The sequence below is a fragment of the Allobaculum sp. JKK-2023 genome, assembly GCF_034745455.1.
GTDB lineage: Bacteria > Bacillota_I > Bacilli_A > Erysipelotrichales > Erysipelotrichaceae > Allobaculum.
The window spans coordinates 1,696,308-1,719,621 of record NZ_JAYERV010000003.1 but is presented as its reverse complement, the minus strand read 5'-3'; the positions used below and the strand labels follow the sequence as shown (position 1 = coordinate 1,719,621).

General features: G+C 44.9%; 16 protein-coding genes and 1 rRNA gene. 12 read left to right on the top strand and 5 right to left on the bottom strand.

The annotated features are described in order from the left end of the window. Nucleotides 1–77: 77 nt before the first annotated feature. Nucleotides 78–184: ribosomal RNA gene (gene rrf, locus U4956_RS06980) — 5S ribosomal RNA — on the top strand. 118 nt (nucleotides 185–302) lie between these two features. Here rrf and eda read toward each other — a convergent pair. After that, the gene (eda, locus tag U4956_RS06975; protein ID WP_323091472.1) at nucleotides 303–1,187 is read right to left on the bottom strand and encodes a bifunctional 4-hydroxy-2-oxoglutarate aldolase/2-dehydro-3-deoxy-phosphogluconate aldolase; all 885 of its coding nucleotides are present in this window, start codon (nucleotides 1,185–1,187) and stop codon (nucleotides 303–305) included. A gap of 809 nt (nucleotides 1,188–1,996) precedes the next feature. Between eda and U4956_RS06970 the strand changes: the two genes are divergently transcribed. From U4956_RS06970 to U4956_RS06945, 6 genes are all read left to right on the top strand, one after another. Beyond that, on the top strand, nucleotides 1,997–3,856 hold the full coding sequence (locus U4956_RS06970; RefSeq protein WP_323089818.1) for an ISL3 family transposase: 1,860 nt from the start codon (nucleotides 1,997–1,999) through the stop codon (nucleotides 3,854–3,856). 297 nt (nucleotides 3,857–4,153) lie between these two features. Beyond that, nucleotides 4,154–6,013: an ISL3 family transposase gene (locus tag U4956_RS06965; RefSeq protein WP_323088453.1), complete on the top strand. Its 1,860-nt coding sequence runs from the start codon at nucleotides 4,154–4,156 to the stop codon at nucleotides 6,011–6,013. Between the two features lie 482 nt (nucleotides 6,014–6,495). Further along, nucleotides 6,496–7,503, top strand: coding sequence for an aldose epimerase family protein (locus tag U4956_RS06960; RefSeq protein WP_323089816.1), 1,008 nt, complete (start codon nucleotides 6,496–6,498; stop codon nucleotides 7,501–7,503). 102 nt (nucleotides 7,504–7,605) lie between these two features. Further along, the gene (locus U4956_RS06955; RefSeq protein ID WP_323089815.1) at nucleotides 7,606–9,747 is read left to right on the top strand and encodes a hydantoinase/oxoprolinase family protein; all 2,142 of its coding nucleotides are present in this window, start codon (nucleotides 7,606–7,608) and stop codon (nucleotides 9,745–9,747) included. Beyond that, nucleotides 9,734–10,537 (top strand): hypothetical protein, encoded by an 804-nt coding sequence (locus tag U4956_RS06950; protein WP_323089814.1) that lies wholly within the window; start codon nucleotides 9,734–9,736, stop codon nucleotides 10,535–10,537. Before U4956_RS06955 ends, U4956_RS06950 begins: the two co-directional genes overlap by 14 nt. A 14-nt stretch (nucleotides 10,538–10,551) precedes the next feature. Beyond that, the gene (locus U4956_RS06945) at nucleotides 10,552–11,334 is read left to right on the top strand and encodes a M28 family peptidase (protein WP_323089813.1); all 783 of its coding nucleotides are present in this window, start codon (nucleotides 10,552–10,554) and stop codon (nucleotides 11,332–11,334) included. A gap of 241 nt (nucleotides 11,335–11,575) precedes the next feature. Here the strand turns inward: U4956_RS06945 and U4956_RS06940 are convergent, their stop codons facing one another. Further along, the gene (locus U4956_RS06940; RefSeq protein ID WP_323089682.1) at nucleotides 11,576–12,949 is read right to left on the bottom strand and encodes an IS4 family transposase; all 1,374 of its coding nucleotides are present in this window, start codon (nucleotides 12,947–12,949) and stop codon (nucleotides 11,576–11,578) included. A 344-nt stretch (nucleotides 12,950–13,293) separates the two neighbouring features. Here U4956_RS06940 and U4956_RS06935 point away from each other — a divergent pair, with 344 nt between their 5' ends. The 5 genes from U4956_RS06935 to U4956_RS06915 all read left to right on the top strand — a co-directional run bounded on the left by U4956_RS06935 (nucleotide 13,294) and on the right by U4956_RS06915 (nucleotide 20,117). Further along, nucleotides 13,294–14,571: a hypothetical protein gene (locus U4956_RS06935; protein ID WP_323089812.1), complete on the top strand. Its 1,278-nt coding sequence runs from the start codon at nucleotides 13,294–13,296 to the stop codon at nucleotides 14,569–14,571. Nucleotides 14,572–14,766: 195 nt separating this feature from the next. Further along, entirely contained in the window at nucleotides 14,767–15,783 is a 1,017-nt protein-coding gene (locus U4956_RS06930; RefSeq protein ID WP_323089811.1) for a LacI family DNA-binding transcriptional regulator, read from the top strand. A gap of 156 nt (nucleotides 15,784–15,939) precedes the next feature. After that, nucleotides 15,940–16,749, top strand: coding sequence for a gluconate 5-dehydrogenase (locus U4956_RS06925; protein ID WP_323089810.1), 810 nt, complete (start codon nucleotides 15,940–15,942; stop codon nucleotides 16,747–16,749). Nucleotides 16,750–16,899: 150 nt separating this feature from the next. Beyond that, complete coding sequence (gene kduI, locus U4956_RS06920; RefSeq protein WP_323089808.1) at nucleotides 16,900–17,766, top strand: 5-dehydro-4-deoxy-D-glucuronate isomerase; 867 nt, start codon at nucleotides 16,900–16,902, stop codon at nucleotides 17,764–17,766. 791 nt (nucleotides 17,767–18,557) lie between these two features. Further along, nucleotides 18,558–20,117 carry a transposase gene (locus tag U4956_RS06915; protein WP_323089807.1) on the top strand — a complete coding sequence of 520 codons (1,560 nt, stop codon included), beginning with the start codon at nucleotides 18,558–18,560 and terminating at the stop codon, nucleotides 20,115–20,117. A 64-nt stretch (nucleotides 20,118–20,181) separates the two neighbouring features. On the opposite strand, the gene U4956_RS06910 is transcribed toward U4956_RS06915, so the two are convergent. From U4956_RS06910 to U4956_RS06900, 3 genes are read right to left on the bottom strand one after another with little or no spacing between them, the layout of a single operon-like run. Beyond that, nucleotides 20,182–21,354, bottom strand: coding sequence for a DHHW family protein (locus U4956_RS06910; RefSeq protein ID WP_323089806.1), 1,173 nt, complete (start codon nucleotides 21,352–21,354; stop codon nucleotides 20,182–20,184). 18 nt (nucleotides 21,355–21,372) lie between these two features. Next, on the bottom strand, nucleotides 21,373–22,755 hold the full coding sequence (locus U4956_RS06905) for an MBOAT family O-acyltransferase (RefSeq protein WP_323089805.1): 1,383 nt from the start codon (nucleotides 22,753–22,755) through the stop codon (nucleotides 21,373–21,375). 1 nt (nucleotide 22,756) lies between these two features. Then, nucleotides 22,757–23,272 carry a DUF4358 domain-containing protein gene (locus U4956_RS06900; protein WP_323089804.1) on the bottom strand — a complete coding sequence of 172 codons (516 nt, stop codon included), beginning with the start codon at nucleotides 23,270–23,272 and terminating at the stop codon, nucleotides 22,757–22,759. Nucleotides 23,273–23,314 lie beyond the last annotated feature (42 nt).

Below are 23,314 nucleotides of genomic sequence, written 5' to 3'. Positions count from 1 at the left end.
TGAAAGATTCATGTCAATGAGCGAATGCAAAAAACAGGAGGCAAAGCTGTCCTGGTAAAGCAGGAACTCAAATCAAGTATGGTGACGATAGCCAATGGGTCACACCCGTTCCCATCTCGAACACGGCCGTTAAGCCATTGAACGCCGACGATAGTGTAAAAGCAAAAATAGGAAGTCGCCAGACGAAAGTAAATCCCTGAAGAATAAAGGAGAAATCCAATATTCTTCAGGGATTTTTTTGTTTGAGGTTTTCTTAGAGCTGATAGAATGGATGGCTAATCTGGCCGATGGCTGGGGGCATGCTATCTGATGCTTTGAATCAGGTGAAATTTAAAGCCAGCAATTCCGTCTTTGAAGTAGACAAGGGTAATCTTGCCTGCCTGGTTTCGTTTGATAGAGGATTCATCGAACGTATAGCTTTTACGCAGGTAGAAGGCGATGGCTCGTTCTACATTTGGTGTCCCAATCGCAATATGGTCATGGGTTCCAATTTTAGTTTTGCCAAGGACTTCGACAAGATCACCTGCAAAATAACCGGCACTGATGGGCCGGACGTCGACCTGGAAAAGGTCGGCCAGCTGGGTGGCTTGTTCAAGTGCTTTGTCATCGGGAACGTTCACCGCAAAGTGAACGATGTGCAGATCGAGCATCTTAACAACAGCTTCGTGGCACAGTTTCTCGATCTCATCAAATTTCTGTTCGCTGATCAGTTCCTGAGGAACCATCCAGGTGCTGCCGATCGCAAAGATCAGGTCAGAGGCCAGATATTCGTTCATATTCGAGCTGTTAAGACCTCCTGTTGGCAGGTAGGTCATGGTTTTGTAGGGACCGCCAAAGACTTTGATTGTTTTCAGGCCGCCACAGGGTTCAGCTGGGAAGAATTTGCAGACGCTTAGTCCAAGGTTCATAGCGGTTTCGATTTCAGATGCGGTGGAAATCCCCGGAATAACCGGAACATTTTGTTTTTGAGCATAGCGGGCAACTTCGGGATTCAGCCCGGGTGCAACTAAAAACTGGGTGCTGGCTTCAATGGCGGAAGCTGCCTGTTCGATTGCCAGAATGGTTCCAGCACCAACAATCATCTCAGGGCATGCGTCTTTCATTTTCTTGATGGCTTTTTGGGCAGCGGGAGTGCGATAAGTGATTTCGGCAATGGGAATTTGGCCATTGCACATAGCCTTTGCCAGAGCACGGCGGGGATGATCCCCATTTCATACATTTTCTGGAAGATTGGATAGGTATAGGTCATCAAATACGCTCCTTGATTCTTTCTTGTCCGTCTGGTATTCTTTTCAATCTCGAAGACCAGAAAAGAGTCTGTCCACATTGCCCTCAGAAAATGCATCTCAAAGCCACCGTAAATCCCTTCTTCGTCATCTTCCTATTTGGAGCGACTTATTCCTGTGTTGATCTTTCACGTGAGTGTCTGGTTTACGAGCCATGCCATCCCTCTCATTCTGGGGAAATTCCTTTAAGGCTTCCGTGAACTGCAGCAAATTCAGTTTCCGTCATCCACTTTGCCTGTGGTTTTTTAGACAAAGTGTGAAGTCATATTTTTCCAGCCTAATGCCATTGGACCTTCTCACTCTTTTCACCACGCCTTTTAGGTAAAAGAAATTGCTGGAAATTATGGGAGACAGCAATTCCGTGGATAAATATGTGAAAAAGAAGCCCGAATTTTGGTGAATTTTCTGAGCGTTATATGCTCGTTTTTTTTATGTAAGGTTTTACACTACAAGTGTGAAACATGAAAGAAGAAAAGGAAGAAAATATCCCGGGCCTTTTCTGGTTCTTACGCAAATGTAGTTTTTAACACTGGTGATCAGTAGGGATTGTCCGCAATGACAGTCCCTTTTTTGATCATTTAAATAAATTAATTATCTTTATTAGGTTTGTTAAGCATCTATAATCAATAACCTTATTGCTCATTATTGCTTATTTCATTATCATAGAATTTCATGCTCTTTAAGGGGTTTCTGAAAGGACTGTGGTGACAATGAACAAACTGAGTTTTATCCGTATTCACGAAGAGAATAAGCCTGTTCACGATATTGAGTCCTCTCTCTTTGGTGAAGATTTGATTAAAGACGCTGACCGACAGGATTATCGGGACAAGTATGGCTGCCTCCACTTTTTTCGTATTCATGCTCCAGAAACCGGGAAAATCAGTGGACCAAACGGTGAAAAATGTATTTCCACAAATGGATATCAGGAACGCATCTGTCAGATCATGCCTGTTGGAGGCCAGACTGCTTATGTTCATATTCGCCAGGAACGCCTTGTCTACTTCAATAAGCATGGTAAGAAAGTTACTTTTGTGCTTCCTGTCAAGGGATACCGCTTTAATCAGCGGAAAAGTGACGAACTTACTGTTTTTCTGCTGTCTATTTCACTCTTCTGCTCGGCAAATGTGGCAGCACACGTGTGCCAGTCCATGGGCATTGATGTCTGCCATGATACCATCACCAGAATCTACAAAAACATTACAATCGTAGATAACCCTGATATCAAGGCCATTGGTGTCGATGACGTCAGTTCCAGAAAAGGGCGAACCTACCACACAGCTATTTACGATCTGAAAACGCACCAGGTTATTGCGCTGCTTGATGGAAGAGATGGCCAGGCACTTAAGGAGTGGCTGAAAAAACACCAGAAGGTTAAGATTGTAACCCGTGATCGTGCTTCCGCTTTTGCTTCAGCGATTTCTGAGATCTTGCCAGACTGTACTCAGATAGCAGACCGTTTCCACTTATTCCAGAATCTTGTAGGCCGTATTAAGGATATTTTGAAGTGTGAAATTCCATCTACACTCTATGTAAAGGATGGAGAGATTACTTCAGTAAAACCTGAGACAGAGAAAGCCGCGCCTGCTGTTCCAGAAAAAGTGGAATATGACAATACACCCGTTGCCGAAACAAACTGCCAGATCATCAAAGACAAAGCCAAAAGTGACGATTTTTACGCAGAACAGTATGAAAGACAGGCAAAAGTCTGTTCTGATAAGTACGCAATGATCTGTTCTTTGCGAAAAGAATGGGCTGAGACCGTGAAGCCTAAGTTCAAGGATTTTCAGGAGAAATATGACATCTCCTATCCGACTTTAAAAAAATACCTGAAGATGACGGAAGAGGAAGTTGAAGGAATAAAAGAGGTTAGAAAGCGACCAAAGTATAAGACAGACATGGATAACTATACCAATATAATTTATAAAATGGTTATTGATGGCCATAAACCCGCTGTCATCTATTCATACCTGCAATCTAAAGGATGCAAGGCCTGTTATGGTACGGTCTTGCATTATATTCATCAGATGAAGAATACTCATCTCAAAGACGAACTCATAAAGCCTTTTGACTATGACAGGGGCACTGAAGCGGTTCAGGTCAAACGCTACGACATCGTGAAATACATGGTAACCAGCGATCGGGACAAGATGAAGGAGACTGAAGTTGCGAAAGTGTACGAACAGATTCTGGATAAGTATCCTGCAGTGAGATTCTGCGATCAGCTCTGGAAGGATTTCCATGAGACATTGATGGGAGACAATCCAGATAAACTTGACTGGTTCTGTACCAAATATGAGGAGAGTAGAATCCAAGGCTTTATAAACGGCATAAAAAAAGATATTGCGCCGGTCAAGAACGCAATATCCTATGAGCATAGCAGCGGGTTCGTTGAAGGCGGCAACTGCCGCTATAAGCTTGTCAAACGTACCATGTTTGGCAGAGCCAACATTGAACACCTGTTCCATAAGTTTTATGCCCAATCTAGTATAACGTGTGGTGGATTAAATGCCAGAACTTTGTTAGCAGACTGGATTGAAAAATCACGTTGGGAAGACAAAACGGTCATTTAAACAATGATCATGAATGAGAAATAGTCAGAATGAGAGGCTTCTACTGATCACTAGTGTTAAAAACTACATTTGCGTAAGATCCAAATATGGTTCTTACGCAAATGTAGTTTTTAACACTGGTGATCAGTAGGGATTGTCCGCAATGACAGTCCCTTTTTTGATCATTTAAATAAATTAATTATCTTTATTAGGTTTGTTAAGCATCTATAATCAATAACCTTATTGCTCATTATTGCTTATTTCATTATCATAGAATTTCATGCTCTTTAAGGGGTTTCTGAAAGGACTGTGGTGACAATGAACAAACTGAGTTTTATCCGTATTCACGAAGAGAATAAGCCTGTTCACGATATTGAGTCCTCTCTCTTTGGTGAAGATTTGATTAAAGACGCTGACCGACAGGATTATCGGGACAAGTATGGCTGCCTCCACTTTTTTCGTATTCATGCTCCAGAAACCGGGAAAATCAGTGGACCAAACGGTGAAAAATGTATTTCCACAAATGGATATCAGGAACGCATCTGTCAGATCATGCCTGTTGGAGGCCAGACTGCTTATGTTCATATTCGCCAGGAACGCCTTGTCTACTTCAATAAGCATGGTAAGAAAGTTACTTTTGTGCTTCCTGTCAAGGGATACCGCTTTAATCAGCGGAAAAGTGACGAACTTACTGTTTTTCTGCTGTCTATTTCACTCTTCTGCTCGGCAAATGTGGCAGCACACGTGTGCCAGTCCATGGGCATTGATGTCTGCCATGATACCATCACCAGAATCTACAAAAACATTACAATCGTAGATAACCCTGATATCAAGGCCATTGGTGTCGATGACGTCAGTTCCAGAAAAGGGCGAACCTACCACACAGCTATTTACGATCTGAAAACGCACCAGGTTATTGCGCTGCTTGATGGAAGAGATGGCCAGGCACTTAAGGAGTGGCTGAAAAAACACCAGAAGGTTAAGATTGTAACCCGTGATCGTGCTTCCGCTTTTGCTTCAGCGATTTCTGAGATCTTGCCAGACTGTACTCAGATAGCAGACCGTTTCCACTTATTCCAGAATCTTGTAGGCCGTATTAAGGATATTTTGAAGTGTGAAATTCCATCTACACTCTATGTAAAGGATGGAGAGATTACTTCAGTAAAACCTGAGACAGAGAAAGCCGCGCCTGCTGTTGCAGAAAAAGTGGAATATGACAATACACCCGTTGCCGAAACAAACTGCCAGATCATCAAAGACAAAGCCAAAAGTGACGATTTTTACGCAGAACAGTATGAAAGACAGGCAAAAGTCTGTTCTGATAAGTACGCAATGATCTGTTCTTTGCGAAAAGAATGGGCTGAGACCGTGAAGCCTAAGTTCAAGGATTTTCAGGAGAAATATGACATCTCCTATCCGACTTTAAAAAAATACCTGAAGATGACGGAAGAGGAAGTTGAAGGAATAAAAGAGGTTAGAAAGCGACCAAAGTATAAGACAGACATGGATAACTATACCAATATAATTTATAAAATGGTTATTGATGGCCATAAACCCGCTGTCATCTATTCATACCTGCAATCTAAAGGATGCAAGGCCTGTTATGGTACGGTCTTGCATTATATTCATCAGATGAAGAATACTCATCTCAAAGACGAACTCATAAAGCCTTTTGACTATGACAGGGGCACTGAAGCGGTTCAGGTCAAACGCTACGACATCGTGAAATACATGGTAACCAGCGATCGGGACAAGATGAAGGAGACTGAAGTTGCGAAAGTGTACGAACAGATTCTGGATAAGTATCCTGCAGTGAGATTCTGCGATCAGCTCTGGAAGGATTTCCATGAGACATTGATGGGAGACAATCCAGATAAACTTGACTGGTTCTGTACCAAATATGAGGAGAGTAGAATCCAAGGCTTTATAAACGGCATAAAAAAAGATATTGCGCCGGTCAAGAACGCAATATCCTATGAGCATAGCAGCGGGTTCGTTGAAGGCGGCAACTGCCGCTATAAGCTTGTCAAACGTACCATGTTTGGCAGAGCCAACATTGAACACCTGTTCCATAAGTTTTATGCCCAATCTAGTATAACGTGTGGTGGATTAAATGCCAGAACTTTGTTAGCAGACTGGATTGAAAAATCACGTTGGGAAGACAAAACGGTCATTTAAACAATGATCATGAATGAGAAATAGTCAGAATGAGAGGCTTCTACTGATCACTAGTGTTAAAAACTACATTTGCGTAAGATCCCCTTTTCTATCACTCTGCTCCTTAGCAGACACCAAATCGGGATATAAAATTTTTTCTCCAAAAGTAAACTAGTTTATATTTGAGAAAACTGCCTGTAATTTCTAAAAACCAGAAAAGTATGACCGGATTCTTCAACGATTGGTTCTTCTTTATCCATTACAGTTTTTCAGAAATGCTTTTTACCAGGCGGATTCCCCTGTAAACATTATGTAAATTATTACATAGTGTTTTACACAGATGATCTTCCGGTCTTATTTTTATGCCGGATTCTTCAAATCTCTGACTCTCTTCCCTGATTTTCCATTCTGCAGGGAAACGGCATTTTTTAAGGAGATGGGAGAAATGTGGCTAAAAAGGCCAAATGTAAACTAGTTAACTTATCCATTCAGGTACAAAGAAAATGAAAAATGACTTTGGAAGAAACAAAAAAGGCGAAGAGACTTCACTCTTTATCTTGGAAAATGAAAACTTTCGGCTTTCACTCTCCGATTATGGAGCCACGATCGTTTCCTGGATTTATAAGCCCAAAAGCCTTGAATTGGTCGCTGGATTCGATAATGCCGAAAATTATGTGAATCACACAGCTCACTTTGGTTCGATGATCGGGCGCGTGGCCAACCGGATCAAAGACGCAAAATTCACGCTGAACTGCAAAGAATACCATGTTACTGCCAACAAAGGGGGGAACTCCCTGCATGGCGGTGAAAACGGATTTGATAAACGGCTCTTTATGGGTGAAGAAACAGCAGACAACCAGATTGTTTTTACAGCACTTTCGGAAGACGGTGATGAAGGATACCCTGGAAATCTGGAGGTCGAAATTATCTATACCTTATTAGAGGATGGCATCCGGATTGATACTTCCGGGACCGCTGATGCGGACACGCTGTTCGGGATTACGAACCACTCGTATTTTAACCTGAACGGTAAAGGGAGCGTGCTTGGGCATGTAATTGAAATCCCAGCCGATGTATACGCCCCAAATCTGGAAGATGGCACAGCAGACGGCACTTATGTCGAATGCGCTGGAACTACGTTTGACTTCACAGAACCGAAAGTACTGGAAAAAGCATTAGATACAGACGATGCGCAGGTTGTGATGACCCAGGGATTTGATCACCATTTCAACATTCCCGGCGAAGGCATGAGGAAAATGGGAAGTGCGCAAGCCAACGGCCTGAAACTGGTGGTCCGCTCGGATTTGCCTGGTGTTCACTTCTATACCGGTAACTTCTTAAACGGAAACTATACCGGACATAACGGTGTAAATTACGGACGTCAGGAAAGATTCTGCTTTGAACCGGAGTTCTACCCTAACGCGATCAATTATGAAGGTCTAAAACAGCCAATCCTAAAAGCAAACAAAAAAGAAACACAGAGTATCGAATACCTATTATTTGAGGAATAATAATTCCTCTTTTATTAAAAAAGTATAGTAAACTACTTTACCTAATTCTAAAAAAGGGAAAATCCATAAAACACATATATAGAAAACATACAGGAGGAAATGATGATGACTCAGACCGGCCGAAAGGTAAGAATGGGAATTGATGTAGGTGGAACTTATACGAAGTGTGTCGCCATGGACAATGAAACACATGAAATTATCGGCAAGAATGAAGTAAAGACAACCCACGACGCCAAAGAAGGCGTAGCGCGCGGTGTTGTGCAGTCGTTTGAAAACTGCCTGAGAGAAAATGGGATCTCTCCTGACGATGTTGTATTCGTCGCGCACTCTACTACCCAGGCCACCAACGCCTTTATCGAAGGCGACGTCGCCCAAGTAGGTGTAATCGGTGTAGCCGGCGGCGGACTTGAAGGATTCCTCGCCAAAAGACAGCTGACACTCAAAGATATCATTCTTGATGAAAAAACAGGAAAGAAAATTCCAATCTGCAACGAGTATATTCCAAAGAAAAAACTCTCCAAGAAGTCCATCCAGGATGCCATCACATCCCTCAAAGCGAAAAACGCGCACGTGCTGGTTGCCTCCATGGCATTTGGTGTAGACAGCCAAGATGAAGAAAAAATGATCTATGATGAGGCAACCGCCTTAGGACTGCCAGTCACCATGGGATCTGACATCACAAAACTGTACGGATTAACCAGAAGAACCAGAACGGCAGCCATCAACGCTTCAATTCTTCCAAAAATGGTCGCCACTGCGAATGCAACAGAAGAATCCGTTAAAAACGCCGGTGTAAAAGTGCCGCTGATGATCATGCGCGGCGACGGCGGCGTTATGGAAATCTCCGAAATGCGCAAGCGCCCAATTTTAACCGCTCTTTCCGGTCCTGCTGCTTCCGTTATGGGATCTCTGATGTACCTGCGTGCTTCCAATGCGATTTATTTCGAAGTTGGTGGTACGACCACAAACATCGGAGTCATTAAAAACGGACGCCCAGGTGTTGACTATGCCAAGATCGGCGGCCACGACACTTATATTAACTCCCTGGATGTCCGCATCCTTGGATGCGCCGGCGGCTCCATGGTCCGCATCAGCGATAAAGACGTTGTCGACGTTGGACCACGTTCCGCTCATATCGCTGGCTGCGAATATGCCTGCTTCACCGATCCAGAAGAAATCGTGAATCCAAAAATTGAACTGGTCTCCCCAAAACCCGGCGATCCCTGTGATTATGTCGTTCTCGTCTTGGAGAACGGAAAACGCATTACCTTCACCAATACCGATGCAGCTAACGTTTTAGGCCTGATCGACGAAAAATACTTCGCGCACGGCAATGCCGAAAGTGCAAGAAAAGCCATGCAGCCAGTTGCTGACAAGCTGGGTATTACCGTCGAAGACCTGGCCACCAGAATTCTCGAAAAAGACTATGAAAAAGTCAGCGCCTGCATCAATTCCCTTGCGGAAAAATATCACCTCGACCATGACGCAATGAAGCTTGTCGGATGCGGCGGTGGCGCTGCTTCCCTCGTTCCGTATTGTGCAAAGAAAATGGGCCTGCAGTATTCCATCCCGGAAAATGCAGAAGTCATTTCTTCCATCGGTGTTTCCCTGGCCATGGTCCGCGATGTCATCGAACGTGTAATCCCGAACCCGGTAGAATCCGATATTGCAGCCCTGAGAAAAGAAGCAGCAGATGCCTGCATTAATTCCGGTGCAGCTCCTGATACGGTGGAAGTCCATATTGAAATTGACAACCAGTCCGGTAAAGTCACGGCAATCGCAACCGGCTCGACAGAAGTCAAGACAACCGATCTGCTTAAAGAATGCAGTGAATCTGAAGCCAGAGAACTTGCTGCTGCAGATTTCGGACCGGATGTAACCGACATTGACTTGGCCTGCAAAACTGACAATTTCTATGTCTTCACTGGAAAGAAAGGCGACAAGACGCCTGTCCGGATTGTCGATAAGAAAGGCTTTATCCGCGTACAGAATTCCAATGCCAAAGCCGTCTGCATGACTGCCAAAGAATACCACAAAGCAGTCGACGAGATGTGGGAAGATCTCGCAATCTATAAATCTGAAACGATCCTTCGTCCGGATTACTACCTCTGTGTCGGACCGAGAGTATGCGACTACAGCGCGGTGGATCTTGATCAGAACAAGCTCCTGATGAACCTGGATGTCCAGGGACGCCAGCCGGAAGAAAAGATCATCGTAGTAGGTGATTGCAATGACCTCTTCTGATTGGAAAGAAAAAAGCAGAAACTACGTCAAGCGGCTCTCAAAGTCTCTGATGGGAAAAACAGAGTTCGAACTTCCCAATATCAGTATTAAAAAACCTGAGGTCCTTATCCGAGACCTGTCGAGGATCCCCAAGGAAAACTGGTGGAAATATGCCTTTTCCAGAGAACCGATGAATGGCCGTTTCTCCGATGCCCAACGTATGGACTTCTATCTCTCAGCGCTGGAGTGCGGAAAACAACAAGCGGACAAAATCTTTGAAATATACGGAGACATTAAACCTGAAGAACTCGCCCAGAAACTGAACCTCAAAGTGGAATACCCGCAGATGCCGCAGGCAAAAAGCAGAATCCTGTTTGCGGAATTTGCTGAACCCAATACAGTCCGGGTTTACAAAGACGGCCTTGAAAAAGGCGCGCTGATTAACAAAAGCGAAACAATGCCAAAATGGCTGCCAGAAGGAACCGAAATCAAAGATATCCTGATCGCTCACGAACTTTATCATGTCTTAGAGCAAAGAGATAAAAGTATCTGGAGCGAATCTTACCGGATCAGCCTCTGGAAAATCGGCCCTGTTGAAAACAAAAGCCCGATCGCAGTGCTCAGCGAAATTGCAGCGATGGCCTTCGCAGAAAGAATGAACCATCTGAATTTCAGCGCCTACCTCCTTGATGCATTCCTGGTTTACGGATACTCTGCCAAAGCAGCCAGCGCTCTTTACGACGAAATGATAGCCGCCGCCAAAGAATCTCAGAGCTTTGAACAAGAGTCCCTGCAGGCAGTTTCTGTATGAAATATGGCAGAAACATGTCGTACAGATTAAAAGAAACAGCCTCTTTCCTTTCAGAGCAGGCAGACCATGAAGCGAGAAGAAACGCAATTCTCGACTGCTTAAAAGAAAAAGCCATTGACTTCAAGCTTCAGGAAAATGAACAGGCAACAAACATCATAGCGGGAAAATTGATTCCGGATGGAAACACCCCGATCCTGTGCGCCCACTATGATGTCCTTTCAGGCAGCAGCGGCGCTAATGACAACCTGTCATCCGTCAGCATACTCATCCATCTTTTGCAAAGACAGCCTGGTTTACAGGCTCTCTTCACAGATGGAGAAGAAACGGGCCACACTGGTGCCGCGCTGTTCGAGAAAAACTGGAAAGAACAGTTTCCAGGACTGCAGCCCTTAGCAGTGATCGTTCTCGATACCTGCGGGGTTGGAAATACAGAAACAATCAGAATCAGGAAAGGTAAATTTTCAGCGCCGTTCCGGAGAATGATGGAAAGAAGAATGAAGAAGAAATACCATCTTCATCCCCTCTCATCCCTGCCGGAAAGCGATGAAAAAGTTCTGGCCGACCTTGGTGCACCGACGATGCTCATCTCAATGATGCCTGAAGACGACGTCAGACAGCTCGAATCTGCCGGCAATTATTACGGACCGCTTTTATCAGCGGCTGCAGAATATAGGCAGATGATGGAAAACTTAGAAGTCATGCAGACCATCCATGGCGGGGTGCTTGACAAACCTGAAATTCTTCAGGAACAGGCCATGGAAAACGTTTTAAACCATCTCTTAGAAACACTATGTTAGCAGCAATGTCATTTAGCTAGAAAAATATGACTTTAAACTTTGTCTCAAAATTGAAGACAAAGTGAATGATCGAGACTGAATCCGGTCCTCATCCATTCATATGCACCAAATAAGCACAAAATATATTGATTAATCTGGATGTATTCGTCCAAATAGGTGCACTAAAAACAACTCTTTGATAAGAGCTGCTTTTAAGAAATTAACAAGCACATAACATTCATTAAATGCGCGTATAACGCACTTATCGGTAAGTGAACCATATCAAACGATTGGGATGGAGATTTCGTTTGAAGCTCCTCTCTGGTCGAACAGGTAGTTTTTCTCTGAGCAGCTCCTCAGTCAGAGCCTGAAACTCCGCTTTTGTAATTTGACGAATCGTTCGATTCTTCGTCCACTTCGGGGTGAACGTGTTCCTGATAGCCCGTATCGCCTTAGTTGTATTGATTTGGTATTCATAAGTTGTCTGATTCTCTTCTTTATTATCTGATTGAGATGATTCAAGAACACACTTTTTGATCTCGGAAACCAGATTGTAGAAGATAAGGGATGAATAAATCTCCTGAATGATGTATTCTGCTTTTATCGAGTGGATACGTTTCATTCCTATTCCATATTTAAGCCAGGAGAAACTCTGCTCGATTCGCCACCTTAGGTGGTAAATAAATCCAAGAGCCTCCGGAGGAAATTCTGCTTCATCCAGATTGGTAATCAGTCCTTCCCAGACGTTGTCGCCAATCTCGATAGCTACCACCCTGCAGTCAAAATCAATAAATTCAGATTCTGGATCAATCTGTCTCATTGATTTTTTGACCAGGTATTTCATCTGGGGGTTTTCTTTTTCTCTTTTTCTTTGGTGGTGGGTAAGAATGCGGCTGATCTGCTGGTCTTCTGTATGGTCAAGCTCTGTATAAGTCAGGCAGCTATACTCTCGTTCTTTCATACGTATGAGGTATTTGTGCCCTAAGGATTCAATAAGCTTACATAATGGGTAAGAGAAATACCCTCTGTCCATGACAAAGAGAAATGTCTCGCCAGGATAAGCTTCATGAATCTCCTTGACCATTTTCATAGCAGCGCCCCGTTCGTCTTTGGACCTCTGGTCTTGAGTGACGATGGCTAAAAATTTGTCATTAAGTACGTCATAGGCTGCGTTAACGTGAATACCGGCCCGGATAATGTTTTCCTTGTTCTTGGTATAAATGATGTAGTCAGGTTCATCTTCATTTGGCGCAACAGGTTCATTGGTTCCGTCAAAAGCGATTACCCTGTGTTCTTTATATTTTTTATCCATGGAATAAAGTGCCAATGTGGTTTTGTGCAGTGCTGAAAATACGCTGACTGGAGTTTTGGTTTTTGTCTGAACAAGTGCTGAAGCAGATGGTCTTACACTGCCCATGCCGAAATAGTTCATGGACAAATCAGAGAGTGTTGCCCCATTCCCGATAATGGATGTATTCAGGAAATGGAATAAGTTTATTTTTGATGATCGATAATGACTGCGTGAGAAAGCTCCTGTTTCAGAAGCAAGAATCTTCTCCTGTTTGTAGGCAAATTCCTCAAGGGATTTCATGAATTTTTGATAAATCGCGGACGGCGAAGTAACTTTAGTTGCCATATTTTCCTCCTTATAAAGTTATGTTTTCAACGTGATAAGGATTAAATTAGATAATTATGAAGTTATTGTCAAAGTTAATTTTCGTTAAACCAGAAAACATAAAATCCACCATCTGTACACGGATGGTGGACAAAAACTAAGCTAAATGACATTGATGTTAGCAGAACAGAAAGACAAAATTCCGGGTAGTCTTTCTGGTAATGTTATAGATTTCCCTGCATTCCTGCAACTTTTACTCATTCACTCAGGAGGAACAAAGAATTATGAGTAGCACGATTATTGGTATACTGCTTATCCTTTCTCTTGTCGGGTTAATTTACTACGCGGTTAAAGGAAAGAACTTGATGGTAGGATTTCTTATTATCACTACCCTCTGGTTGGTACTTGTATTAACTGGAAACGCACTGATCCCCAATCCGTTGATGGCTGATATGTCCGTCATCGATGTTATTGGCAACGTTTACCAGGCTGGTCCCGAAGGCTATGCAAAATCAATCCTGGTTAACATCTTCTTTGGCGCATTCTTCGGCCGCGTACTGATTGAGACCGGAATTGCTTCTACACTGATCCGCAAAGTCGTTGAACTTGGTGGTGACAAACCGAAAATCACAATGATTCTTCTGTGCTTTGTTGTCGTACTGTGCTTCACATCCATGACCGGTATCGGTCCAGTTATCGCTATCGCGGTCATCGCTCTTCCGATCATGCAGGCTCTTGGCATCCCTTCGAGCATCTCCTTATTTGGATTTATGGGTTCCATCATGGCCGGCATCCTCGCCAATGTAACAAACTTCAAGCAGTATCAGGGTATCCTGGACGGCATGGCTCCTGGAGAATTTGCCGACGCTGCTTACAGTTTCCAGAACTACTTCCCGTTTGGCGCCATCTCCGCGGGTATTGCATTCGTCATCGTTATGATCGTTTGCTGCATCGCATTATCCCGTCATGAAAAGTCTCATGCATGGGCTGCTGTAACTCCAAATAACCAGCCACAGGCTGATGCACCAGCTATCTCCTGGATCTCCGTTATTATGCCGATCCTCCTGGTTGTCTGCTTGAAACTGCAGGTTATCCCAGCCTTCTTCGTATCCGCCCTGTTCGCTTTGCTGACCTGTGGAAAACTGAAAAATGGCTATGACAAGATTTCTCAATTGATTTCCAAGCTCTTTACCGATGGTTCTGTTGACGTTGCCCCAATGATTGGTTTCTTGCTGACTCTGGCAATGTTCAACAACGTGGCAGTATTTGCAGGTCCATACTTTGAAGCGGTTATCGGCGGTATTTTCCCGAGCAATGCTTTAGGCTTGACCCTGTTAATGGCAGTCCTGATTCCTGCCGGCTTCTTCCGCGGTCCAACCAACCTGGTAGGATGCGGAACCGCAGTCGCCGTCGTAATCCTCGGCGCGGCTTCCAGCCTGCCTGTTACATTCCTCTACCCATTATTCGCGATTACCACAATCGTTCCGCAGCACTTGGACATCACACAGTCCTGGGTAGCATGGGGCCTTGGCTATACAAAAGTCAGCTCTAAAGGGTTCATGAAATACACCATTCCTGTAGGATGGGTAATCGGAATTATCCTGCTGTTCATGAACTATTTCATGAACGGAATGGCAGTTTAACTTCCTCTTTCTCCATGTTGAGACACTGAAATTTTCTCAAAGAGGAGGATGGCGTTTCCCGGAGCACCATCCTCTTTCTTTATAATCAGAATCTTTTTTTAAAAACAAACCCACACAATGGTGTAAGCTTACTTAAAAACAACAGCTCAGGCAGATTGCCGCTGTTTTGAAAGCGAAACGAAGGAGATTTCTGCTATGCGGAAAAAGAACTCAATCACCATTGCGGAAATTGCAAAAAAAGCCGGGGTATCAAGGACAACCGTCTCCTTCTACCTCAACGAAAAATTTGAAAAGATGTCGAGCAAGACCAGGCAAAAGATCCAGGACGTCATCGAGGAAACAGAATTCGTTCCCAATGCGATGGCAAGATCACTCAACGACAAGCAGTCTCACCTGGTCGGCACGATTGTACAAGCCAATGAAAACACGGCCAAAACGGAATTTTTGGATGGTGTCAGAAGTCATTTGCAAAAAAACGGCTACCAGATGATTGCAGCGGTTACTAATTATGGTCTTGAAGAAGAACGAAAAACCATAGAGCAGATGAGCCGCCTGAATGTGGATGGTATCATCATCAATCCCAGTGAAAGCTTTGACCTGCTCTGGAGTACGATGAAAAAGAATATACCGCTGGTCGCTTACAACCCGCCGCATGTCTCACGCTACGCGACATGGGTACGTTCCAATGATTATGAGGTGGTCTATACGACCCTGGAAAAAGAAGCAAGCACTGGTTACAGCCGGTTTGTGCTTGTCAGCGAAGAGGCAGATAAATGTAACGGAATTCCCCAGCGAGTGCTTGCATTTGACCACGTCATGCGCTACCGACACCTAGAACGTAAAGATCTTTATGTCAATGACATAAAGAATACGGAGGACCTCGAATTCCGGTTGCTCCAGGAAATCCGGATCGACCAAAAAACCTGCTTTTTTGTCACGACCCCTGCCCTGCTCGACAAGGTATACCTAATCCTCCGAAACTACCATGAACTCATACCTGAACACATCGGGCTGCTCGGTTTTGATTCCCAAGAATGGGTCCACATGGTCGCCCCATCCGTAACCACCATCGTCCAGCCCGTTTTTGAAGAAGGCGTCCACGCGGCGAAGCTCCTTCTTGATCAGATCGAAGGGCGCAACGAAGAACTCCCCAACCAGATTTTTTCCTGCGTCCTGCAAGAAGCAGACACAACTATGAAAGTCCCAGACTGAAAAAGAATCACTCAGGCTTTTACAAAATCAAAAAATTCTGGATCGAAAGGCCACAAAATGAAAGAAAAAAGCGGATACGTATAAAAAATCCCGGAAACAAGAACCGGAAACATGAAGAATGATTTTACGAAATAAAACAAAAAAAGGAGAACAGTCATGCAGTCTTATTTCAACCAGTTATTCTCTCTCGAAAATAGAGTTGCTTTAATCACAGGAGCGAGCCATGGCATCGGTTTTGGCATCGCCTGCGCCCTGGCAAAAGCGGGCGCGACAATCTGCTTCAACGGCAGAAGTGAAGAGAAAAATGCGAAAGCCATCGCAGCCTATCAGGCAGAAGGAATCAATGCGTACGGCTATGTCTGCGATGTCACAAACGAAGAAGAAGTAGCGAAAATGGTTGCCGATATCGAAGCGGATCACGGTTGCGTAGATATCCTCGTAAACAATGCCGGCATCATCCAGCGTACCCCGATGCTAGAAATGGCGGCGGCAGACTTCCGGAAAGTCATCGATACAGATTTAATCGGACCGTTCATCGTTTCCAAGGCCGTGCTGCCTGGAATGATTAAAAAGAACGCTGGCAAAATCATCAACATCTGTTCTCTGATGTCCGAACTCGGAAGAGAGACCGTCGCCGGGTATGCGGCCGCGAAGGGCGGACTGAAGATGCTGACAAGAAATATCTGTGCAGAGTTTGGCGAATACAATATCCAATGCAACGGCATCGGTCCAGGGTATATCGCGACCAGTCAGACAGCTCCGTTAAGAGAAAAGCAACCCGATGGCTCCCCGAATCCGTTTGACGCATTCATTCGCGCCAAAACACCAGCAAACCGCTGGGGCCTTCCGAAAGATCTGGAAGGACCGGCTGTGTTCTTAGCTTCACCTGCTTCCGATTTCGTCAACGGCCAGATCCTCTTTGTCGACGGCGGCATCCTTGCAAGTCTTGGCAGAACCCCACAGTAAGCTTATATCCAAACAAAACCCCGTACTTGCAGGAAAGACAAAAGAGTTGGAAATAAAAGTCGCTATAATCAATGAAAACCTCCAAAACCTGCAAAAGTAAAATCTCACAGAAATAAAATAGAAACCTGAAAGCAAAAGGAGTGAATAAATATGGAACTCAGAACTGCCTGTTCTCCAAAAGATGCCAAACATTACGATACGAGAAGATTGAGAGAAGAATTTCTTGTTGAGAATCTTTTTATTCCTAATGAAATTACGCTGGTTTACAGCCACATCGACCGCATCATTTTCGGCGGTGCAATGCCTGTAAACGAAAAACTGAAACTCGAAGCCGGTGATGAACTGCGTGCAGCTTACTTTCTGGAGAGAAGGGAACTGGGCATTATTAACATCGGTGGAGATGGAACGGTTGAAGCAGACGGTGTTGTCTATGACATCGACGCCAGAGACGGCTTGTACCTTCCAAAAGGAACAAAAGACGTGTTCTTTACCAGCAAAGACGAAAACACCCCAGCAAAATTCTACATGTGTTCTGGACCGGCTCACATGGCTTACCCAGCAAAACGAATCCTGAAAGACAAAAAAGCCGAGTTTGAATACGATGTGGAAATCAAGCCCGAAAACAAAAAAGAACTTGGTACTCTGGAAGACTCCAACCACCGCACCATCAACAAATACATTCTCCCTGGGCAGGTAGAATCCTGCCAGCTGGAGATGGGTATGACACATCTGGAACCAGGAAGCGTCTGGAATACGATGCCTTGCCATACCCATGACCGACGTATGGAAGTCTATCTGTATTTCGATCTTCCAGAAGATGCTTTCGTGATGCACTATATGGGAGAACCCAATGAAACCCGGCACATTGTTGTCCGCAATGAACAGGCTGTCATTTCTCCATCCTGGTCCATCCATTCCGGCAGCGGTTCCAGAAACTATACTTTTATCTGGGGTATGGTTGGCGAAAACCAGGACTTTGATGACATGGACGAAGTAGCCATGCAGGATCTCCTTTAAAGACGCTCAAAATTTTTATGCGATTTTGAAAAGGTCAACCCTAAACCTTTATATGGATTTTCCACCACACAACCGATGTTGTTACCGTTCACACCCTATTAAAAAGACACGACGAGAAGACAAGTTTGTTCATCATTTTACAAGCTTGTCTTTTTTTGGTCCTCCACATTTGCTGGTGGTTTACGGTTGTGTGGGGAATGTGGGTGGATGTGGTCGGACCACATTTTAATCGTAGAGCGACGATCTAATGTAAGAAAACATTATTGATTTTAAATAAGGTGAATGATGTATATTGGTATTCATCGTTTTTGAAAACGAAGATGTATTTTCAGCCAGATCCGCTCATAAATTTTTCCTCCGCTTAAACCCTTGACAGTGGGACCCCTGCCCCCTGACCCCCGAAAAGCGTCCCAGTCGTTGAAAAAATGTCTCCCGACAGGGGACGCGGGTAGTCTATCAGGGGGCAGCCCACTGTAAAGGGCCGCTCCAGAAATTTTTTCGTCACTGCGAGCGTGGCTGTCTCATCGGTTTCATGATCGGGGCTTCTTGTTCTCCAAGTCTGTTGAAGCTCCGTTCAATCCGAATGGGTTACCACAGATTCATTTTATAGCCCGTCTTTAACTCGCTTTTTTTCAACCACAAATGAATTTATAGGTGGGTCTCATCCACTTACAAATTTATATTTCCAAATAAGCCGATCAGAAGGGTTTTTCTTAATAGAGGCATAGCCATAATTTTATAATAAAGACAATCATATATGTATGTATAGGTGTGTTAAAGGAGCGTTGGTCATGTCATCTCAGGTTCGTGTCAAATCAAAATCGGGTCGAATTTATGTTTACGAAGTTGATTCTTTCTGGAACAAGGAAAAGAAAAAACCAGATTCTCATCGCCGGTGCATTGGCCATATTGATGAAGCCACTGGTGATCTGGTTCCTAATCGCCCTAAGGCTAAAAATGGTTCTGTTTCCAAATCTGAAAAGCCTTCTTCTGTTTTCTCTGTCGAAGGGATTGGAAACTATGCTCTGATTGACAAAGCTGCAAAGGAAACTGGATTATTGGAATGCCTTAAAGAATGTTTTCCGGTCGAATGGCCATACATTATGACCTGCTGCCAGTATCTTTGCGGATGCGATCAGCCACTTTGTCATGCTGAAGGCTGGTTCGCTCATAATGTGTGCTATCTCGGATCGTCTCTGCCCTCTGCGCACATCAGCGAACTGCTTTCTTCTCTGGGGCCTGACAGGCAAAGAGAGTTTTTCCGTTTGTGGATCCGGCAAAACCAGGCCAAAGAGTACTTCGCTCTTGACATCACCAGTGTCTCTTCCTACTCGGAGCTGATTGGCTCGGTCAAATCCGGCTATAGCCATGATCAGGATCCTCTGCCTCAGATCAACCTGCTTATGATTATCGACGAAAAAAGCCAATTGCCGATCTGCTTTCTGCCGCTTGCTGGAAAGATCAAGGACGTAAAGGCCCTGAAAAGCACCATAGAAGATCAACAACTGATCGAGTCTCGGCAGTTGTCTGTAATGATGGACAAGGAATTTTTCTTTGAGGCAAATCTGGATGCTCTTTATGAGTCGAAAATGCGTTTCGCAATTGGGGTGCCATTTTCAAGCGGAATTGCCAAAGAAGCAATAGAGAAGCATCGAGATAGTATTGAAAACCACCAGAATATGATTACTGTTATGGACTGCGAAGTCTATGCCGCCACCGAGCTGCAAAAATGGAACAACCATCGTCTTTACGTCCATGTGTATTTTGATAGTGAAAAGGCTGCTGGGGAAAGAATGACATTCCATAAGAAACTGTGCAGAGTTTATGAACAGCTGGTTCATGGTGAACCTGTGGAAGATGAGCAGTTTCGCGATGAATACTTCATTGTCACTCAAACGCCTGTCAGGGGCATAAAGGTCAAATACAATGAAGAAGCAATTGACCGTCATCTGAAAAGGAATGTCGGCTGGTTTATTTTGGTGAGCAACTTTATCAAGGACAGTGTGGAGGCATTGACTGTCTACCGCGAAAAAGACAGTGTAGAAAAATCTTTTGACGATCTGAAGAACCAGCTGGATATGAAAAAACTGCGAGTTCACTCGAAACAGGCCATGAACGGCCGCATTTTCCTGCAGTTTTTGAGTCTCATTGTGACTGCCTGGATCCGTCGGAAATTGTCAGAAGCCAAGTGGACTGAGGGATATTCCTACAGCCAGATCATGGACGAGATCGGAGAGCTGAAGCAGGTAACTGATTTTGGGAAGAGGAAAAACAAAAATCTGGTCCTGACGACTACAAAGCTTCAGGACCAGATCATAGAGCTGTTCGAGCTGAGCGAACCTTATGCATAGTCTATGCATAGGCTATGTATAGTGTGCGTACAGCGATGGAAATTTAGGGGCCAGGATGACCAGCTCATTCTCCGCCTGGTTTCGGATTGGACGCGGCAGAATGGGCGGTGTTCCAGTCGTTGAGCAGGTCTTTCAAAGAGGAGATGGTCGCAAAGGTGTCATAGCTGTAGACAAAGGCAATGTCGGTAAACAAGTCGGAACCCAAGACCAGATCCAGGTCTTGATCGTAGTAGCGGGGATCGACGATGGTGATCGAAGAGAAGTATGGTAGCAGATACTGGACCATGCTGTTGGCATACGAGTCTTTGAAAAGCAACAATGAGCGCGAGGAGTCAGCGTCGGTGTCGATGCATATTTTTGCCTGGTTGGCGCCAAGGAAGACTTGGTATTTGTCTTTCGTGTCCAGCGCGGCTTTGTTATAGATGCTGGAGGTCTTCGTTCCATCGGCCCAGGTGACCAGATAGTTCGGGTTGTGTTTTGAAACGGACAGTTCGATCGTATCTTTCAGGCCGACCGATCCGGTTTTGGAGGCCAGGGTTCCCTGAAAATTGCGGCTGACGGGCATCATTTCAAATTCATTCAGGTCGATCTGGATGTCCATGGCCGCCAGAAGAGCTTTTGCGGCCTGGCCGGCTCCTTTACTGGTCCAGTGATGGTCGGTTCTGTAGAAGATGTATTCCTGGTTGTGTTCGGTCAGTGGCATTTGGGCATCGACATTCACCGGGTTCTTCAGGCGCCTGGCAAGAGTGTTGAGAGTTGGCGTGACATCGCGCACTGGAGCATCGAAGGGCAGTTTGTGCGGCTGGATGGTTGCCGCAGAGGGGGAAACCATGACGTAGCAGGGCAGGCCGCTAAGAGATGCAAAATGGTTGAGGGCGATGATTGTGGCCGAAACGTTATCGTTCTTTTCCGCTTCCGGATTGGCAAGAAGGGCTCCCTTTCCTAGAAAGACGTCCTTGATTTCTTTCTGGCCGGTGGATTTGCGGACCAGATAATTCAGATGGAAAAACAGATTCCTGCCGGGAAACTGATCAGTAAACCATGTATTCAATTCTTGGCCGGTGGTTCCATCTTCCAGGGCAGGGAAGGAGACGGAAGCAGATCGGGCCAGAGACCGGTTTTCCGTTGCGGAAAAAGAACGGTCCGGAAGAAGCAAAGAAAGCAACAGGGTGGAAGTTAAAACCAGGGACATGGCGGGGGCCAGAGATCGATTTTCCTTGATTCGTTTTTTCTTCATTCCAGGAGTATCTCCTTTCTAAAAGGCTGCATAGAGAAATGTTTTTGCGGTAGCAAAGATAAGAAAGGCAATGCAGACGACAAATATCCCCAGCCAGCCAAGCGTGTTCCAAAACTGCCATTTGCTTTTCAGCTGTTTTTTGATTCCCTGGGCAAGAAGAACAGAAAGGCCGGTGGCAAGAAGAATGGCCAGTAAGAACAATCCAAGATTTCCAAGGAGTTCAAAGGTTGCGGCAGCGTCCGCAAAGCCGGAAACGCCAATCGCAAAATAGCGGCCGATGCGCCTTACAGCAAGTACCAAAGTGGGACTGGAAAAGAAAGTCCAGCCAATCAGCTGCGTAAGGATCAGATAGATATGGCTGATCACAACAGGCAGTTTTTTCAGTCTGGCTTTCAGATAGGCTTTTTCCAGTAAAATCAGGCCGCCCTGAAACAGTCCCCAGACAATAAAGGGCCAGGTGGCGCCATGCCAAAGGCCGGTGAGCAGCCAGACACAGAGAATATTGATCCGCCAGCGATTGATCGATACGCGATTTCCACCCAGCGGGATGTAGACGTATTCTCGAAACCAGTCCGTTAATGAAATATGCCAGCGCCGCCAGAAGTCCTGAACGGATGTGGCCATATAAGGCAGGTTAAAGTTCGGATCAATCTGAAAGCCAAATAATAAGGCCACACCTCGTGCCATGCGAGAGTATCCCGAAAAATCGAAATAGAGCTGGAAGAAATAGGCAAAACCCAAAAGCAGGTTGCCAAGCCAGGTGGTATTGCTATTCAATGCTCCATAAAGCAGGGCAAAGTTATCCGCCAGAATGACTTTTCGAAACATGCCCTGTAAAAACAGGCTCATGCCCTGGGCAGATTTTGTCCGGGTAACGGGATGATGAGTGAACTGTTCTGCAAATCTTGCGTAATGTCCGATGGGACCCATATTCACCCGGCCAAAGAAAGCCGCAAAAATACCAAAGTCAACCAGAGAAGAAGGGGCTTGGCATCGGCCGGCTGCCACATCAAATAAACAGGACAGGCAGGAGAATAAATAGAAGGAAAGGCCAATGGGCATCTTGTGAGGCAGATTGGCAAGCGTACTGGAGAAAGCGCCAAACCAGACCCCAAGATAGCGGTAGAAAAACAGAACTGCCAGATCGACACCGACAGAGAGGATTAGAATCTTCTTTCGTTTTTCAGAATCCGGTTCCATGCCAATTCTTCTGGCTGCCAGGTAGTTCCAGACAAGAATCAAAACCAGAAGGGCAAGATTGCTCAAGCCACCCCAGCTGTAGAAGATCAGGGAAGCGATCAGAAGATATAAATTGGCTAGTCTTGATTTTGCAACAAAGCGGTAGAGCAGCCAGACAACGGGCAGAAAGCCAAACAGGAAGGTCAAATCGGTAAAGACCATCTTACTGGCCTCCTTTCAGTGCGGACAGAAAGACTCCATCGACCCCAGCTGGATTGTCGCCCACATAGTAGAAACCATAATTGTCCTGAATATCCACCAGCGCGTTTTCCATCATGGCTGTCTGTTCGGGGGCATAGCCGGAATAAATATCATGCTGGGAGGTGATGCGGTTTTGGATGGCTGTTTCAAATGCTTTTGCAGCCTGTGAATTATCAAAATGGGCAATCACCATCTCACCAGCGGACATCAGATCTTCATTGCGATACATGCGGATTTCATTGAACTCGGCCGGATCCAGATCGATGTATCGTCTGAATGCTGACGTTTCGACCTGGGGATAGGCCTCTGGATCAAGTGATTGTGTAAGCTTCAGGGCGACTTCATCAAAAGCGGCTTTGGAATGAATCTTGCTGCTGAAAACCTGTCTGCCAAGGAATGCTCCCAGCAAACAGAGTGTTATGGCCATTCCAATATTTATATAAATCGGATTTCGCCTTTTTATCGACTGTTTATTCATATCCCTTATTTCCTAATTCTCTAATTCTCTAATTCTCTAATT

What these genes read in the sequence shown, in the direction of transcription:
- U4956_RS06970 (WP_323089818.1), top strand. Translation starts at nt 1,997, where the DNA reads ATGAACAAACTGAGTTTTATCCGTATTCACGAAGAGAATAAGCCTGTT.
- U4956_RS06965 (WP_323088453.1), top strand. Translation starts at nt 4,154, where the DNA reads ATGAACAAACTGAGTTTTATCCGTATTCACGAAGAGAATAAGCCTGTT.
- U4956_RS06960 (WP_323089816.1), top strand. Translation starts at nt 6,496, where the DNA reads ATGAAAAATGACTTTGGAAGAAACAAAAAAGGCGAAGAGACTTCACTC.
- U4956_RS06955 (WP_323089815.1), top strand. Translation starts at nt 7,606, where the DNA reads ATGATGACTCAGACCGGCCGAAAGGTAAGAATGGGAATTGATGTAGGT.
- U4956_RS06950 (WP_323089814.1), top strand. Translation starts at nt 9,734, where the DNA reads ATGACCTCTTCTGATTGGAAAGAAAAAAGCAGAAACTACGTCAAGCGG.
- U4956_RS06945 (WP_323089813.1), top strand. Translation starts at nt 10,552, where the DNA reads ATGTCGTACAGATTAAAAGAAACAGCCTCTTTCCTTTCAGAGCAGGCA.
- U4956_RS06940 (WP_323089682.1), bottom strand. Translation starts at nt 12,949, where the DNA reads ATGGCAACTAAAGTTACTTCGCCGTCCGCGATTTATCAAAAATTCATG.
- U4956_RS06935 (WP_323089812.1), top strand. Translation starts at nt 13,294, where the DNA reads ATGGTAGGATTTCTTATTATCACTACCCTCTGGTTGGTACTTGTATTA.
- U4956_RS06930 (WP_323089811.1), top strand. Translation starts at nt 14,767, where the DNA reads ATGCGGAAAAAGAACTCAATCACCATTGCGGAAATTGCAAAAAAAGCC.
- U4956_RS06925 (WP_323089810.1), top strand. Translation starts at nt 15,940, where the DNA reads ATGCAGTCTTATTTCAACCAGTTATTCTCTCTCGAAAATAGAGTTGCT.
- kduI (WP_323089808.1), top strand. Translation starts at nt 16,900, where the DNA reads ATGGAACTCAGAACTGCCTGTTCTCCAAAAGATGCCAAACATTACGAT.
- U4956_RS06915 (WP_323089807.1), top strand. Translation starts at nt 18,558, where the DNA reads ATGTCATCTCAGGTTCGTGTCAAATCAAAATCGGGTCGAATTTATGTT.
- U4956_RS06910 (WP_323089806.1), bottom strand. Translation starts at nt 21,354, where the DNA reads ATGAAGAAAAAACGAATCAAGGAAAATCGATCTCTGGCCCCCGCCATG.
- U4956_RS06905 (WP_323089805.1), bottom strand. Translation starts at nt 22,755, where the DNA reads ATGGTCTTTACCGATTTGACCTTCCTGTTTGGCTTTCTGCCCGTTGTC.
- U4956_RS06900 (WP_323089804.1), bottom strand. Translation starts at nt 23,272, where the DNA reads ATGAATAAACAGTCGATAAAAAGGCGAAATCCGATTTATATAAATATT.